The following is a 15604-nucleotide window of genomic DNA, read 5'->3' on the forward strand; positions in this document are numbered from 1 at the left end:
CTCCGCTCGTGATTCCGCCTGCGCCCGGGTCGTTCGCCTCATTCGCCGCCGGGGACGCGGGGGTTAACGGGGAGAATTTGAAATCGCGGGTCTTTCTTGCGCCGCAGTGAGGAGGCCTTAACCCTCGACACCGAGATTCGAGGCGCTGAGTGCGGAGTCCAGAATTTCCATGCGGATCGATCTGATGGCCGGGGCGAGCTTGTCCCCCGCGGCGTTCCGCCCGTCACCGGAGCCGACCATCCTGGTGTTCGATTCCGGCCTGGGCGGCCTGACGGTCCTCGATGCGGTGCGCCGCGCCCGGCCGGACGGCCGCTACGTCTATGCCGGCGACGATGCCGCCTTCCCGTACGGGCGGCTCGGCGAGGCGACCCTCGTGGCCCGGGTGCTCGCGGTGATGGAGCAGCTCGTCGCGACGCACCGGCCGGACCTGGTGGTCATCGCCTGCAACACCGCCTCGACCCTGGTCCTGCCGGCCCTGCGCCAGCGCTTCGCGACGCCGTTCGTCGGCGTGGTGCCGCCGATCAAGCCGGCCGCCGCGGCGACGCGCTCGGGCCTCATCACGCTGCTGGCCACGCCCGGCACGGTGGCACGCTCCTACACGCACGACCTGATCGCGACCTATGCCGGATCCTGCGCGGTGACGCTGGTCGGCTCGCCGAACCTCGCGGGCTTCGCCGAGGCCGAACTGGCCGGCGCACCGATCGACGATGCCGCCCTGGCGGCCGAGATCGCGCCCTGCTTCGTCGCCGAGGCTGACGGACGGCGCACCGACGTGGTCTGCCTCGCCTGCACCCACTACCCGCTGCTGCTGCCGCGCCTCGAAGCGCTGGCGCCCTGGCCGGTGACCTGGATCGATCCGGCGCCCGCCATCGCCCGGCGCGTGATCCAGCTGATCGGCCCGGCCCGGCGGGATGCCGACCATGACGGGGCCGTCCATGGCGCCTTTACGGCCGGCACCTGCCTGACCGGCCCATTGCGCGCCTCCCTCGCCGCCCGCGGGATCGGCGAGGTCGCCGTCGAGGCGATGCCGCTGGCGATGCAGTAGGCGGCGCCGACCCAGCCGGGCCCCGACGGGCCGCGGCTTCTCCCGCCGGCTCCTTCCGGAAGCCGGCGGCCCTCCTGCGAAATGATACTCCAGGTCCGGCCCTGGGCCGCCGCGTCCGGGCCTGCCGCGGATCCGCCTCGGACGGAGCCCGCGGCCTTCGCCCCGCCGACGAGGCCGCCGGTCCGCCGTCCAGCCGTGCCGAACGAGAGAGACGGCGACTGGGACGGGTGCGTCAGCGCAGCGCTGCGGTGCTTGCGGGTCTGTCGAGGGCTTCGGCCTCGGCGGGGACGACCAGATGGACGAAGAGCATCCCGGCGGCGACGATCAGCGCCAGCGCCAGGATCCGCCACAGCTCCATGATCGGCTCTTGCGGTGTCGTGTCGGTCTTGCGCGGCATCGGTCTCGGATCCCTGTTGTGTGATCTGTCCTGTGGGCCGGTCCCTGGCCCGTCGCGGGTGGCGTGGTCCACCGAAGGCTTGCCTGGCCTTGGTGGCGTAAAGTGGACACCCGCAGGATGAACGCTTCGTAAAATTTGCAACCACGGTCGCCGAAGCGGGTGGAGCGCGGCGTTGGGGTGGGGATCGGGGGTATCGGGCGCTGCCGCGCGCTCCGGCCTTGGCCAGGCTCGCGGGGATCGCCGCAGCGGAAATGGCCCGCCGCAAGGGTTGCACACCGCAAAGCCACCCGCGGCGATACTGATAAGTGTGCAAAATAATCTGCGCAGTCTAGCTTCTGCCGCAATTTCGATCAGACTTCAGGCCTATAAAAGGAAATGCCGGCGGGAAGGACCAGATGTTCGAGAGTCTTTTCTGGGGTGCCGCGATCATGGCGCTGGTCGGATCGGCCGCTCTGGTGGCCATCGGTGCGGCGGTGCAGCCCCGGATCATCCAGAAGGATGAGGTCGGATCCGGCATCCTCGACTCGCGCAGGACGTTCGGACGCAAGCGGCGCTGGCGCCGTCCGTCCCGGGTGACGCGCCGCCTCGGCTGGCTGCCGCTGCGCTAGACGCCTGGGCCGCATCGCCTTTTCCCGAACGCCTCGGCCCCGTCCGGAACCGCCCTCGGTCCTCGATCCGACGCGCTTGCTTTCCCCGAACCGGTATCGATCCCGGCCGCGAGCGCCCCAGAAGGCCGGCTTTACCAAGCTGGATACTAAACCTGTCTGCACCAAAGACGTACATCTGACGTTGCTGCCGCGGATGCTAAGATCCGATGACTGCGCAATAGCGGTCCAACGGCAGTGCAAAGGGCTCAAGACTGATGAGCGTGCGTCAAATCTGCGATCAGGTGCGGGTGACCGAGCAGGCCTTCACCGCGGCCCTCGGGGCCATGAAGGCGACGGGGCTGCGCGAGGCGTTGACCCGGGAGCTTCAGGAGATGGAATCCGCGGAGATCGAGGCCGGACAGGACGCCGGCTCGGCCCGCTCGGCCTCGTGGAAGCGGGTCAAGATGCTGCACGGCCTCGGTTATCCGGTGGATTTCGGCTGGCTTCACATCGCGCACGGCGCCACCCGGTAGAGCCCCCTGTCCGAAACCGATTCCGGAGGGACTGCGAAACGCCGCCGGCCCCGGGCCCCGTGCGTCCGCACGAGGCCCGGGAGAGACCGCGCTCAGGGCGCGAGGTCGTGGACCGGCGCCGGGACCGGCGTGTCGCTGCTGTTCAGCACGGTGCTGCTCGCCGGCACGGGCTTGAGCGCTGCCGTGTCGATCCGGGGCGGCGCCGGCAGCTGCAGCTGCTCGCTGGTGTAGGCCCATTCCTGGGCGACCCGGGCGGGGTCGTCGTTGAGCGTCGTGCCGTAGCTCGGGACGATCTGCCGGATCTTCGCCTGCCACTCGGGCGTGGCGACGTTCTTGGCGAACACCTTCTCCAGCACCTGCAGCATGATCGGCGCCGCCGTCGAAGCACCCGGCGAGGCACCCAGCAGGGCGGCGATGCTGCCGTCCTTGGCGTTGACGATTTCGGTGCCGAGCTTCAGCACGCCGCCCTTGTTCGGGTCGCGCTTGATGATCTGCACGCGCTGACCCGCCTGCCACAGGCGCCACTCCCCCTTCTTGGCCTTCGGGAAGTATTCGCGCAGGGCCGCGATCCGGTCGTCGTCCGACAGCATGAGCTGGCCGGCCAGGTACTCGACCAGCGGATACTCGTCCAGGCCGACCCGGACCATCGGCCAGATGTTGCTGGTCGTGGTCGAGCTGAGGAGGTCGAGATACGAGCCCTCCTTCAGGAACTTGGTCGAGAAGGTCGCGAACGGTCCGAACAGGATCACGCGCTTGCCGCCGAGCACCCGCGTGTCCAGGTGCGGCACCGACATCGGGGGCGAGCCGACCGACGCCTTGCCGTAGGCCTTGGCGAGGTGCAGCGTCGCGACGTCCGGGTTCTCATTGATCAGGAACGAGCCGCCGACCGGGAAGCCGGCGTAATCCTCGCCCTCCGGGATGCCCGATTTCTGCAGCAGGTGCAGGGCGCCGCCGCCGGCGCCGATGAACACGAACTTGGCGTCGACGCTGCGCCGCGACCCATCCTTCACGTTGCGCGACGCCACCCGCCAGGAGCCGTCGGCGTTCTTGGCGATGCCCTCGACCTCGGTGGAGAGGCTCAGCTTGAAAGTCGGCTGGCCCTGCAGGTGGGCGACGTACTGGCGGGTGACCTCGCCCCACTCGACATCGGTGCCGAGCGGCGACCAGGTGGCGGCCACCTTCTGGGCCGGGTCGCGCCCCTCCATCATCAGGGGCACCCATGTCTTGAGCTGCTCCGGATCGGTCGAGAATTCCATGCCGGCAAACAGCGGGCTGGCCTTCAGGGCCTCCCAGCGCTTCCGCAGGTAGGCGATGTTGTCGTCCCCCCAGACGAAGCTCATGTGCGGGGTGTAGTTGATGAAGGCTTGGGGGTTCTTCAGCACCCCGGCCTTGACCAGCGAGGCCATGAACTGGCGCGTGACCTGGAACGCCTCGTTGATCTCTACCGCTTTGGCGATCTCGACCTGGCCGTTCTTCTTCTCCGGGGTGTAGTTCAGCTCCGCCAGCGCCGAGTGCCCGGTGCCGGCGTTGTTCCAGCCGTTCGAGCTCTCGAGGGCGACCTGATCCAGGCGCTCGACCATCTGGATCGACCACGTGGGCTCGAGCTGGTTCAGCCACACGCCGAGCGTCGCGCTCATGATGCCGCCGCCGATCAGCAGCACGTCGACCTTGGTGTCGGCGCTGTCGGCGAACGCGAGGGCGCTCGGCAGCGAGGCCGCGGCGAGCCCGGTGGCCGCCGTCCCGAGGAGCTGCCGCCGGCTGACGGCGAGCGTGTCGCGCGGGGATCGGGGCTTGTTGGTGTCGTCGGCACGCATCGCCACATCTCATCGGTTGAGGGCCGGGCATGCACGGCTGGCACGTCCCGGCACAGAAGGCGTCGGATCGATGCGACGGGAGCCCCGCGCATCCAGCCTTCCGGAACGTTCCCCCGCGGATGATGCGGCACGCAGCGCGTGATCGATCGTGTGCGATCGTTTCTTGTCTTGTGCGCCGTCGATGCTTCCGAAGACAGCTTCCGGAAGTGCAGGGCCGGATAGAAGCGTCTTTTCCCAGTCGATGGCCGGGTTCGACGTGGCAGCGCCGAATAGAGCCAAGACCCGATCCGGAGGTCGCGCGGTGATCGGCGAGTCTCGACGGTGAAAAGACGCCGGCCGATCTGGCGCGGCGGCGTGTTCACCGCGTCTTAGAGGATGAGGTCTGAAAGGACAATCTGTGGTGTAGGACAAACGCCTCCGCCTGTCCTGTGCGGAACATGCGGGGTGCGCGCGGGCGGCATGGCGGGAGCCGCCCTTATCGGCTGCGCCGGAATCGGATGATGCTGCGCGAGAGTCGGCCGGCATCCCAGTTGGGCATGATCCGCCAGGGCGTCGTCACGTCGGCCTCGTCGCCATGGATCTTGATCGTCCGCCGCTGCTCGGTGTTGACCCATTCCGGCGCCCAGGCGGTCTGGACCGTCGTGATCCATTGGTCGCCCTCGATCCGGTAGCGGCCGATATAGGCGACCAGCGTCTTCATCAGCGCCGCGCGATCGGCATCGGTCTCGGCCGGCTTGCGGTCGGTGCCCTCGAGGTTGAACGCGACCCAGCCATCCGGGGTAAAGATCACCCGGCCCCGCGGCGCGCTGCCCATCGCGTCGATGAGCGACCCGGTCGCCTTGTCCTCGACCTGGTAGGAGACGAGTTCCCAGGTTCCGACGATCTTCTCGGCGAGATCGCCCTCGTCCGCCTGGATCTGCGGCTGGGCGTCGGCGGCCTGGCCGGGCGACGCGGCCATGAGCAACGCGGCCGCGAGCGTCGCGGAGAACTTCGTCATCCGGTGATTCTCCTTCCGGCCCGCTTCGCCTGCAGCCCCGGGAACCGGAGCCGTTCCGACGGGTGGCCATGCAGTCCGCGCGAATCGGGCGACACCGGGATACGGCGTGCGGCCCTGTCGTGACAGGTGTCGGTCGCGCGGGGCTGGGTTCGGATGATGGCGCACGGCTTCGATCGACAGGGATCCGAAGCGGCACCGACCGGCAGCGATGGCCGGTCCCGTGTCATGGTCTGGGGAGAGAGTGTTGTGCGGATCAGCGCTTTAGGCGGCTGATGGTGCCCAGGAAAGGATTGTACACTTTCCAAACGAAATGCTGCAAAATCAAACGCTTACACTTCCGTATTGAGCGTGGTTTGTACCACCCCTCCGTACCAGTGAAAAGACCATTCTGCCGATAATGCAGCTTCGCTCGCCCAAGTTCCTATCGACGGATGATGGTGGCTCATTGTCGGATGCCGCCCGCATCCTGTTCGCACGCGGGCAACGGTCTTCCTAAATCGAGGTGGGGCACCCCACGCCTGCGCATTAAATCTGGCTTTTCCTCCATTTCTTCCAAGTTGGTAGCCGTGCACAAAAGAGGCGTGTCATATCCCGGATCAAGCGCAGCTATACAGCAGCGACATGTTCGAATGTTGAGCGTGTGCTCGTAGCGCCGCAGTGATGGACGTATCAGGAAGTTCAGGGTCCCCGGATTGCCCCATCGGCAGTCAAAGCCTTATCAAGCCACGGTCACCGGCGCTTCGCCGGGTGGGCTTGGGAGTCGGAACTCATGGGATCTGAGCACGCTGCAGACTTGGAATCGGCTGACGTGTCAACGCTGCCAGAGGGGTTCGACGAGGCTGCATATCTAGAGGCACATCCGGATGTTCGGGCGGCAGTTGCCGCTGGCGATCTCGGGTCTGGCGCGGACCATTTCCGATACTTTGGACACAAGGAAGGCCGTGCAATCCGTCGCGCCCCGCCGTTCGAGGATACCGAGCTTCTGATCGGCAACGACGGTCTTCCCATCCCGCCTAGCGACCTGATGTTTCTTGTCACAAACGGTCGTGATCCTGCCCGTTTCCAGGCAGCGGGCGAGGCGGACCTACGCGCCGTCCGGCGGGCGGTCGAGGAAGCAGGATTAGTCCTATCGAAGCCGGACCTAAGAGTGCTGGACTGGGGATGCGGTTGCGGCCGCTTGGCACGCCATTGGGCCAGCGAGGCCGACAGCGTTCGCCTGCATGGCTGCGATATCAATCCCGAACTCGTCGACTGGTGTGCCGCGAGCTTGCCGTTTGGCCAGTTCGCCGTCTCGCCTTTCGACCCACCTCTCGCCTATGCGGACGGGTCCTTCGATCTGATTTATGGGATCTCCGTCCTGACGCACCTAACGTTTGAGGAGCACTACCGCTGGATGCAGGAACTCTATCGTCTGCTCGTGCCTGGCGGCATCGCCGTGATGACAGGTCACGGACCCACGATGTTCCCGCAGGTCCTGGCAGGCGCTGCGCCGACCTCTGCGGCGGGAGGACGGGTGCGCACCACCCTTATCGACCAAGAGGCGTTCATTTGTTTAGAGAATTCTGCAGGCTCGAACGCGTCCGGAAATGTCCTAACGCAGAATATGTTCGCGCATATATTTTCACCCTTCGACGTTCGCCTCCAACGACCGCGCTATGGTCTCATGGGTATTCACGACACCTATGTGTTTGTGCCGAAAACAGATCGTTCGCTTCAATTCATCGATTTTTGCGCTAGTTTCGATCTGTCGGGCCAGATTTCGGAGCATAGCTTCGAGCTAGACTTTAATGAGCAAGCTAATTTGAGTGCATTGATCAATTTAGAGAATCTTCATTACCCAGCGACCATACAGGTGACGCTTCACGCTCTCGACGGCAGCGAGGGCCTGATCGCCACATGGACGGCGCCGCTTCCGGGCCGGACCGAGTGGACCTTGATCGACCAAGCCTATACTTTTTTCATGCTTGAAGGCCTTCCTGCATATAATGGTTTGGTGCGCGCGACGTTGAAGGTGCAGGGTACGCATGCCCTCGACGGCACGACGCTGAGCTTCAGGAAGGTCGTGCTATTTTAAGCTGTAGGTCGTCCAGCGCATATAATAGACAATTTGCTTATGACTCGCTTCTGGTGCGGAGCAACCCGCTTCGGATCCGCATAGTGTTCAGCCCTGCCAAGTCTTCATACTGTACCGACATAAACGCGCTCAGATTGAGGGTCGGCAACCTGCCCCCCCCCCACGAGTCTTGGCTGGTGCGCGGCGTGGCTGAGCGGGAAGCCTTGTCCGCTGTCTCGGCTATCGCGACGGTTCAGACCAGCAAGGCAATGTTCGCGAGCGAGCGGGTCGCTGTGTTCACCCCGTTCCGACGTCGCGCAACGACGGTCGGTAAGTTCTTCGATATACGGCCGATGGGAACCGTGAAACCGCCGGCGCGCTTTTTCAAAATCTGTACTGCCGACCCGAACTTAGAAGATTCATGCATCTGGCCCTCATGACTTCGCTCGCTTTTGCGCTCCTAACGCCCGCTGCCCTCGCCGCCGCGCGATCCAAGGGCGAGGCGGTCGCTATCGGCCCCTGGCAGGTCGAGGCCGCCTACAAAAACCCAAAAATCGAGTGATGCGTGATGCGCCGCGAGACCGAGGAAGGTGTGAATGCGCGCTTCACGCGCGATTCCGAGGGCCTCGACCTGAGCATGAGTTCGCCGAAGTGGAAGCTCGGGCGCAACAGGAGCTATCCAGTCGAGCTAACGGCTGGCACCTCGGTCCTTTCAGCTGACGTCGCCGCCTCGGGCAACGGTGTGTCGGTGCCAATCCAGGACGACCGGTTACACAAATCGCTGAAGCTGGCCGATAGCCTCGCCGTGAAGGGCGAGGGCTCGACCATCCAAGTGGCGCTGGATAAGAGCGTAGCAGGACTGGAACGACTTGAGAACTGCTACATGAAGAACTTGTCTTCTACCGAGACCAATTCGTTCGTGGCGCCCAGCAGAAAGATTTGACCGGGTTCCCGGTTCGGCGGCCCCGAGACCATACCGCTCGCGACCAGCGACAGTCGTGTGCATGGCCGCGGGGACCCCGGCGCGGTTCACCCCCCTCGCACCCGTAACCTCGCGATAGCCCAATTCGTCGGAGCCGCTCGATGAAAATGTGCGCAGATCCGTTTGAATGGTCGCTTGCGCCCAGCCTTGTGGTAGATACGGGCGAAGGCGGCAACCCAGTCGTGATCATGAGCGGACGGCGTATTGCGTCTTCTAAAATCCGGTGAGCCTTTAACGCGCTGTTTGGCAAGGCTTGGCCGTGCCCTCGCCAGCAGCTGTCTGACATTTGCCGCGGCCGCTTGCCAAACGCCGGCGGGCGATCCGGTGGCAGCGGCCGATCCCCCTGCCTTCTCCACCGGCATCCTGACCTCGAACGAGGCCAACAGGTTCGGCCGCGCCGATCTCGCCGCAGGCAACTACGGCAATGCCGAGCGCCATTTTCGCACCGCTGTCGAAAAGAACAGGACCGATGTCGCGTCGTGGATTGGGCTCGCCGCTGCCTACGACAATCTTAGTCGCTTCGACCTCGCCGACCGCGCCTACCGAGAGGCTGTCGAGATCCAGGGCGAGACTTTTGAGATCATCAACAATCGTGGTTACTCGTATCTCCTGCGCGGCGACAAACGCCGAGCCTTTAAGCAGTTTGAGCGCGCTCTGTCCCTCGACCCGAGCAATCCCGTGGTCCAAAACAATCTGCACCTTCTACGCTCCGGTGAACGGCCGACGCGCGACGTGCCGATCTAATCGCGGCCAAGCTCGGGCGAGATCGGTGAGGGGATGCCGAGCCGCCAGGTCGTAAAACACGGCGGCGGAGAGACGCTCGGTTCGAAAAGCCGAAAAAACTTAAAAATTCTTTAAACCTGTGAAACTTCGATGGTGCGTCGCTCGTAAGCGCGATGGCGCCAAGCTGGGTGCCTGAACCAATCGACGGAGATCAAAATGATCGAGGAAACCGCTGTGAGAACAAAGCGCGCTGAATCCGCCGAGGCACCGCGCAAAATTGATCTTGAGGCAGGGCGTCGCGCGTTTCTCGGCGCGGTCGGTCTCGGCGTCGTCGGCGCCGCGTTGTTCAGTCCAGGTAGCGTGAAGCCGGCTCTCGCTCAGTCCATCACGGATGCCGACATCTTCAATTTCGCGCTCAACCTCGAATATCTCGAGGCTGAGTTCTACCTGCGGGCCTCGGTCGGACAGGGCTTGTCCGATGCCGAGGTCTCAGGAGCGGGCACCGTCGGCGCCGTCTCAGGCGGTCGCGCCGTCCAGTTTCAGACGCAAGCCATCGCCAACTACGCCAACGAGATCGCCCGCAACGAGCGCGCTCACGTCAACACGCTGCGGCAGGCGTTGGGGAGCAACGCGGTAGCGCGCCCGACCATCGACCTGAACCTCTCATTCACTATCGCGGCTCGCGCTGCCGGCTTGGCCGGGCCAAACGACACCTTCGACGCCTTCGCAAACGACACGAACTTCCTGCTCGCCGCCTTCATCTTCGAGGATGTCGGGGTCACTGCCTACAACGGCGCCGCTCCGCTGATCAAAGATCCGGCCAACCTCGCGGGCGCTGCCAGTATCCTCGCGGTCGAAGCCTATCACGCCGGCATCATCCGCACGCTGCTGTACAGCCGTGGCCTGTACACTCAGGCACAGGCGATCTCTGACGCGCGCGATTCGCTCGACGGTTCAAGTGATGATGACCAGGGTATCGGTTCAGCCGGATCCTCGAACCTCTCGCCGGTGGATCAACGTGGCCTCGTGTTCGCACGTACGCCGCAGCAGGTGCTCAACATTGTATACCTGAACCCGAACGGGAACCGGACGGGTTTCTTCCCGAACGGCCTCAACGGCAACCTGCGATGAAGGCATGAAGGGGCGGTCGGCGCTTGTACAGTCGCCGACCGCCCTCACCGTTCGCGATGAGGACGGGGTTCCGCGCTTTCTTGTTCAGGGCAATGTCCTCATGCCCGTCTTGGCTCCGGTTCGGCAATAGGTAGCGTCGCCAGGACTTCAATCAGTCCAACCCGGGCGAGGCGGGGCAAGACAAAGGGACATCGGCATGTCCAGGCTGGGCGATGCGCTTCTCCAGTGTGGCACCGGGAACGCGCGCAACTCCCGCAGGCTGCCATGGCGTAATTACCCAGGCCTGTGACGGCTGGGATCAGGCACCGACGGTCTTGAGGATGATGCCGAATGGGCTGTGGCCTGCGAGGCGTGCGGTATCGACGACGGTGCGGATGGCGGCCTCGCCCTCGGCGGCCCACATGGCGCGGTAGCCGTTGGTCACCTTCCGCTGGACGACCGCTGGGCGCAGCAGTCGCTCTGAGCCGTTGTTGGTCGGTTCGACCGCGCCGGGATGGGCGAGGAAGACGAGGAGCTGATCACGCGCCCGTCCGATCTTGGCCTGCAGGTCGCGGGTCAGGTCGCAGCGGCTCGGTGTGGCGAGGATGGCGCCGAGCTGTCGATCCAAGGTCCGGCGCTTGGCAGCGAGCGTCGAGGCGGCCAGATCGATGACGCGCTCGGCCAGGGCGAATACGGATCGCAATTAGAGCTGCAATCGCCAGGGCACGGGATCGTCGCTGACCTCGACGACGTAAGCGACGTCGCGGGCGAGATGGGCGAGGCAGGTCTGGTGCGCGGCGGCATGACCAGGCTCGGGCGGTGTAGCGGTCCGAGATCCACACCGCGGGCCGGTGGCCGTCCATCATCTCCCGTATCACGATGGCGCCCCGCGTCGGCGAGGCGGTGTGCACCACGGCGTCGGCCGCGTGGAACACCCAATGATAAGCGTTGCTGCCCTCGATCCGGACTCCGGTCTCGTCCGAGGCGATCACAGCGGCCCGGCGTAGCGTCGAGACGGCCTCCTCGCGACCGGAGCGGAAGTGCCTCTGCACGCGCTGGAGCAGGTTCATCAGCCCGCCCTGGCTGAGCGTCAGACCGAACAGGTCCGACAAGGCTGCCTGCAGTCGCTCGTAGGGCAGCGCCTGGAAGGTCTTGAGATACGTCGCCACCGCATGCAGCCGTGGGCCGAACGGCGTGCCCTGCGCCGCCTCCGGCACCGGCGCGACGACCCGCACCCCGCAGGTCGGGCAGTGCACGGCCAACCGTCGATGCTGCGTCACGACCGGTGTCACCTCCGGCAACTCGATCCGCTCGGACGCGCTCACGAGTTCGACAGGAAGATCTCCGTGCAGGCCGCCGCCGCAGCACGCGCAGCGGTCGGGCCGATGATCGACGACCGCGTCGGGATCGTCGCTCATCACACGGCTATGGCCCTCGTGGCCGGGCTTGGCCCCGCCAGGTTTGGATTGCTCGCGCCACTCTTTGCGGTCTGTAGCGGGCGGCTTCGAGGACGTGCGAGAGGTCTTGTCCGGACGCTGCAGACGCAGCACCACCTCATCCTGAGCTTGTCGAAGGATCGATCAGTTCCTCGCGGCTCAACCGCTCAAGATCGCTGCGCCCTATCCTACGAAAGAATCAGCGAAACCCGACCCGCGCAAGGGCCTGGGTAATTTACCCGGGGTTGAGGGGACGCCCAGCGCGAGTAATAAAAATTTGATCTTAAGTTGGGATTAAAATAACATACGTAAGTCTACGGGTGTCGTTGCACTACGATATCGGAGCTATCCTTCAGCTCGTATACACCCTTAAGGCACTCCTCCTCATAGGCGAGCGCCTGCTTGACGAAGGTACGCAGGACGAACACCGCTGCGAACATCTGGATGGCGTTCCAGCTTCGGGGCTCGATGGTCTTCAGCAGCGTCGCTGCCATCTTGATGCCGAGCGGGGCCACGATGCCCTCGGCGACAGCGAGACGCCCCGCGACGATGCTGTGATGGCTACCGCGCCCTGGCGCGAGTTCGTGCAAGCCCCGACCGCAACGGAACACGACGAGGAGGCTACCCCCGATCTCGATGAGCGCGGCGATGGCACGTATCCACTCGTAGAGCAAAGGCATCGCTCATGCCTCCGTGAGTTCTTGGATATGGCCGCCCTTCGTCCGGGCTAAGCCAGGGATCTGGCGCGACCGCTCCCCTGCCTTGTCGATCTCCTGCTGGTCCTCGACCGCCTTTCACCTGTCGCGGTCCCAGAGCCTCATCGGCTTTGGATCAGATGCCATCGAATCGTCCTGCCTGTTCTTCAAGAGGATGACGCGCGCATCTCGATGCGTCGGCCAGGCTTCGAGAAATTCCATCGGGTCGTGGATAGAGATGTCAGGCCGGGACCTGGTCGATGGAGATAGGCTCTACCTCTGACACGTGGTTGCGCTCGTGCCGGAAGCGCGACAGAGCCTGGTACGTCTTCAGCCGCGCGCGCATCAGCGACCCCATGGGACGATGTGCGGCCAAGCTATGGGCCGGACGGAAGGAGAGCACGTCGTCGGCGTACTTGCGGCGCGCCTCCGAGTTCCCGTCCTGCGGCGGAAGGACGAGCCGCGCGACGGTGCGGTAGGGGCTCGCCTCCTCGTCCCAGCGCTTCGAGGCATCCTCGACAGGCATCTCGTTGAGGTCGAGGCAGAGCTGCACCCTGATCTCGAACACCGCCGCCTCGCCCTTCAGGTAAGCGAGGACGGCATGCCGGAACGCATCCGGGTCCTCGCCGGGATGGAGCTCCTCACCGGCCAGGGCGGACTGTGCCGGAGAAGCCGGGAAGGCCGCGATCTTGGCGATGTGCTCGCCATATCGGAGGGCGGCTTGAGAATAGTACGGCTCGGCGAGCGGATGCAGCGGCTGGTGCCCGAAGAAGTCGAGCAACGGCGAACTCTCGCCCTTCACCGCCTTGACCACGCTGTCGAGGGCCCGGGCCGCCCCCGAGACCGCGGCTTTGACGGCCTCCGGTGCGCTCGTGCCGGCCTCCAACTGCTTCATGCTGCCGAGGAAACCCTTGGCATCCGGGTTCGGGAAGACCGGCCCGGTGGCAAACACGAAGTCCTGGGTCGGGGCATCGTGTCCAGAGAGCTTCTCGCCCTCGACGCCGAAGACCTTGATAGCTGACCTGAACGCCGCGCGTGAGGATGTTCTGTCGCAGGCGCGGGTGATGATTGCGTGGGAGCGCCATACGTTCATCCGCGATTGGATGGACTGCGCGTTCGAGATCATGGATGAGGCGGGCCAGCTCGTGCTCACGGTGCCGTTCAGCGACACCGTGCCCGAAGACGACCGGGACTGAGCGCGATCCGCGCCGGGCCAAAGGTGCGTAGCCGCAAAGGCTCTCGCGAAGGAAAACAGCTTCGCGGCAAAGGTGCCGCCGATTACCGCCAGCAACAGCAAACAAACACCGGCATGGCGACGTACCCCATCGCATCCTCCAGCTGGACCGTGTGCCATCCTCACCGTGCGATCCGCCGAGCGCGATGCCGATGATGTCGTGGCCTTCAAACATGCGGTTCCAGACGCCGCTGTTCGCAGGTATGATGCGGAGGCGGAAGTATTCCGGCCGGTCCTGTCGCCTGCGATCATCCCCCCCGATTCAATGTCGACGGGACCGCTTTTTCCCGGTGGAGCCGCACGGATGCCGACAAGCTCAGCACGGCCGCCGGACTTCTGGGACACGGTCGCCGAGCACGTCACCGCCAAGGTCGAGCCGGCTTTGCGGCAAAAACAGCGCGCCCGGGAGCCGGTGATCGCCTACCTGCGTGACTTGGAAGCTCTGGCCCGCCGCGAATGCGGCAGCCGGGAGGCGATCCAGATCATCGCCTCGGGCCGTCGAGTTCTGGGTGATCGAGAGACCGTCGAGCCCATCGACGGCCCCTTCTCACGGACTTGAGTTGGTGAGCGATTGGGGGCGCGCCTCGCTCCGCATTCTGTTCAGGGACGTGGTATGAAACCGGGCCGACCGATGGCGCCGGCAGTGGCGAATGAGAGAAGAGTTGGCCTCGTCACTCCCGTGGCATGCCCTTAATCGACGCGAGGTTCCCCGGCGAGAGGTCCGCCTCAAGACTGCCCCGACGCGGAATCTCGGCTCGTTTGGCCTCAATGGAACGTGCCTTTCCGAGCGGCAGATTGCGGTCGACCGAGCCAGTGATCATTGGAACATCTCTGTTCGGCCAATCCTCCAGCTTGAAGGCCTTGGCCGGCTTCTGATCCCCGCAGCCTTTGCACACCGACACGACCCACGACTGCCAGAGGCCATCTGTCTTCTCAGCCGCCGATTTCGCTTGCTCGCGATGCGCGGATGCCAAGGCGAACGTGTCGAGTCCCGATTGTTGTCTGGGCTCGGTCGCGGTCCGAAGCTCATCGAGCTGGATGTCGCGCCTCTCCGGCGCGCCAGCGGTCGAGGCTGTCACGGGGATGGAGCCTGTGGTGTTGGGATCAACCCCGCATCCACGGCAAACTTTGGCACTGATCGCGTCGTCAACGGCCTGACGTGAGGTCGGGCGTTCAATGGCCTTGACCGACGTCGGGCTGGCGTCGCGGCTCGACGGCTTGGTGTGTCCAACATCGGGTATGTTGGGCACCCGCTCGGTCGAAGGTGAGCCGCCTCCCGTGCCGCTGGTGTCCGGTTGCGCGGACACCAGTCCTATGGACAGCATATAAAGTACCAACCCGACAGTTGGCGCGCGAAGTGCTGACATGGCCACCTCCATGACTGTTCAATCGCTCTAATGACGCGAAGTTCAGCGATCCAAGTTCAGTTTTTTAATTGCCAGGATCGCTGCGCACCCGATTATCAGGTTGGTTGAAGCCGGCGGCGTCCGAGCTCTCACGACGTCTCGCCGCGCATTGGGCGCATCAAGGCGCCGAGCAGGAAGGTGAGTTGACCGCACACCAGCAGCGCCGCGGCGCGCCGTATGCCCCCACTCATGCCGAGGTGGTGAACGCAAGCATCATAGGTGAGCTCGATGGCCACGACCGGCAGGAACGTCAGTAGCCCCCATACCGAAGCAAAACGACCGAGCCCGAGCCCGAGCAGCGCATTCAGCAGAAGTCCCGTCATCGCACCCCGCTTCGCACCCGCGTGGGCCGAGTCGAGGTGGTAGGCTCATCCGAGGCCCTATGCCATCGGTGCTGGAGTTGCAGGTAGGCGCCCCAGCCACGAGTGTTACTTGCTGCCGCGCTGAGCGAGCACGGCCGGGATGGTGCGCAGCATGATCGCGATGTCCCGACGCAGGCTCCAGCGGCTGGCGTAGTCCAGGTCCAGCGCCACGCGCTCGGCGTAGCTGGTGTCGGAGCGGCCCGAGACCTGCCACAGGCCGGTCACCCCCG

18 protein-coding genes and 1 pseudogene are annotated in these 15604 nt (G+C 64.9%); 10 read left to right on the plus strand and 9 right to left on the minus strand.

Annotated elements, in window-relative coordinates:
- Positions 1 to 169: 169 nt before the first annotated feature.
- Entirely contained in the window at positions 170 to 1045 is an 876-nt protein-coding gene (gene murI, locus FV242_RS18170) for a glutamate racemase (protein ID WP_147905807.1), read from the plus strand.
- Between the two features lie 232 nt (positions 1046 to 1277).
- Here murI and FV242_RS34640 read toward each other — a convergent pair whose 3' ends face one another.
- Entirely contained in the window at positions 1278 to 1442 is a 165-nt protein-coding gene (locus tag FV242_RS34640; protein WP_187193582.1) for a hypothetical protein, read from the minus strand.
- Between the two features lie 395 nt (positions 1443 to 1837).
- Here FV242_RS34640 and FV242_RS18175 point away from each other — a divergent pair, with 395 nt between their 5' ends.
- Together FV242_RS18175 and FV242_RS18180 are read left to right on the plus strand one after the other, a co-directional pair.
- Positions 1838 to 2050: a hypothetical protein gene (locus FV242_RS18175; RefSeq protein WP_147905806.1), complete on the plus strand. Its 213-nt coding sequence runs from the start codon at positions 1838 to 1840 to the stop codon at positions 2048 to 2050.
- A 254-nt stretch (positions 2051 to 2304) separates the two neighbouring features.
- Positions 2305 to 2562 (plus strand): hypothetical protein, encoded by a 258-nt coding sequence (locus tag FV242_RS18180; RefSeq protein ID WP_147905805.1) that lies wholly within the window; start codon positions 2305 to 2307, stop codon positions 2560 to 2562.
- 92 nt (positions 2563 to 2654) lie between these two features.
- On the opposite strand, the gene mqo is transcribed toward FV242_RS18180, so the two are convergent.
- Both mqo and FV242_RS18190 read right to left on the minus strand, forming a co-directional pair.
- A complete protein-coding gene (mqo, locus tag FV242_RS18185; protein WP_147939897.1) occupies positions 2655 to 4376 on the minus strand; it encodes a malate dehydrogenase (quinone) in 1722 nt (573 codons plus the stop codon).
- Positions 4377 to 4851: 475 nt separating this feature from the next.
- Complete coding sequence (locus FV242_RS18190) at positions 4852 to 5373, minus strand: lipocalin-like domain-containing protein (protein ID WP_147905803.1); 522 nt, start codon at positions 5371 to 5373, stop codon at positions 4852 to 4854.
- A gap of 769 nt (positions 5374 to 6142) precedes the next feature.
- On the opposite strand from FV242_RS18190, the gene FV242_RS18195 reads away from it, so the two are divergent.
- The 5 genes from FV242_RS18195 to FV242_RS18210 all read left to right on the plus strand — a co-directional run bounded on the left by FV242_RS18195 (position 6143) and on the right by FV242_RS18210 (position 10262).
- A complete protein-coding gene (locus FV242_RS18195; protein ID WP_147939898.1) occupies positions 6143 to 7447 on the plus strand; it encodes a class I SAM-dependent methyltransferase in 1305 nt (434 codons plus the stop codon).
- A 400-nt stretch (positions 7448 to 7847) separates the two neighbouring features.
- Complete coding sequence (locus tag FV242_RS34645) at positions 7848 to 7988, plus strand: hypothetical protein (protein WP_187278472.1); 141 nt, start codon at positions 7848 to 7850, stop codon at positions 7986 to 7988.
- A 6-nt stretch (positions 7989 to 7994) separates the two neighbouring features.
- Positions 7995 to 8369 carry a hypothetical protein gene (locus FV242_RS18200; RefSeq protein ID WP_147939899.1) on the plus strand — a complete coding sequence of 125 codons (375 nt, stop codon included), beginning with the start codon at positions 7995 to 7997 and terminating at the stop codon, positions 8367 to 8369.
- A 363-nt stretch (positions 8370 to 8732) separates the two neighbouring features.
- The gene (locus tag FV242_RS18205) at positions 8733 to 9152 is read left to right on the plus strand and encodes a tetratricopeptide repeat protein (RefSeq protein WP_210248941.1); all 420 of its coding nucleotides are present in this window, start codon (positions 8733 to 8735) and stop codon (positions 9150 to 9152) included.
- 195 nt (positions 9153 to 9347) lie between these two features.
- On the plus strand, positions 9348 to 10262 hold the full coding sequence (locus FV242_RS18210; RefSeq protein ID WP_147939901.1) for a ferritin-like domain-containing protein: 915 nt from the start codon (positions 9348 to 9350) through the stop codon (positions 10260 to 10262).
- Between the two features lie 298 nt (positions 10263 to 10560).
- On the opposite strand, the pseudogene FV242_RS18215 reads toward FV242_RS18210, so the two are convergent.
- The 3 genes and pseudogenes from FV242_RS18215 to FV242_RS18225 all read right to left on the minus strand — a co-directional run bounded on the left by FV242_RS18215 (position 10561) and on the right by FV242_RS18225 (position 13324).
- Positions 10561 to 11864, minus strand: a pseudogene (locus tag FV242_RS18215) (IS66 family transposase).
- A gap of 127 nt (positions 11865 to 11991) precedes the next feature.
- The gene (locus tag FV242_RS18220) at positions 11992 to 12357 is read right to left on the minus strand and encodes a DUF1622 domain-containing protein (RefSeq protein WP_147939902.1); all 366 of its coding nucleotides are present in this window, start codon (positions 12355 to 12357) and stop codon (positions 11992 to 11994) included.
- Between the two features lie 256 nt (positions 12358 to 12613).
- On the minus strand, positions 12614 to 13324 hold the full coding sequence (locus FV242_RS18225) for a hypothetical protein (RefSeq protein ID WP_246692767.1): 711 nt from the start codon (positions 13322 to 13324) through the stop codon (positions 12614 to 12616).
- On the opposite strand from FV242_RS18225, the gene FV242_RS34650 reads away from it, so the two are divergent.
- A complete protein-coding gene (locus tag FV242_RS34650) occupies positions 13314 to 13568 on the plus strand; it encodes a hypothetical protein (RefSeq protein ID WP_187278474.1) in 255 nt (84 codons plus the stop codon). The genes FV242_RS18225 and FV242_RS34650 overlap by 11 nt on opposite strands.
- 342 nt (positions 13569 to 13910) lie before the next feature.
- Positions 13911 to 14165, plus strand: coding sequence for a hypothetical protein (locus tag FV242_RS18230; protein ID WP_147939903.1), 255 nt, complete (start codon positions 13911 to 13913; stop codon positions 14163 to 14165).
- A 112-nt stretch (positions 14166 to 14277) separates the two neighbouring features.
- On the opposite strand, the gene FV242_RS18235 is transcribed toward FV242_RS18230, so the two are convergent.
- From FV242_RS18235 to FV242_RS18245, 3 genes are all read right to left on the minus strand, one after another.
- A complete protein-coding gene (locus FV242_RS18235; protein ID WP_147939904.1) occupies positions 14278 to 14973 on the minus strand; it encodes a hypothetical protein in 696 nt (231 codons plus the stop codon).
- Between the two features lie 128 nt (positions 14974 to 15101).
- Positions 15102 to 15335: a hypothetical protein gene (locus tag FV242_RS18240; protein ID WP_147939905.1), complete on the minus strand. Its 234-nt coding sequence runs from the start codon at positions 15333 to 15335 to the stop codon at positions 15102 to 15104.
- A 105-nt stretch (positions 15336 to 15440) separates the two neighbouring features.
- On the minus strand, positions 15441 to 15604 hold a 164-nt coding region (locus FV242_RS18245), incomplete at its 5' end, for a sugar transferase (RefSeq protein WP_147939906.1).

Source organism: Methylobacterium sp. WL64 (genome assembly GCF_008039945.1).
GTDB lineage: Bacteria > Pseudomonadota > Alphaproteobacteria > Rhizobiales > Beijerinckiaceae > Methylobacterium.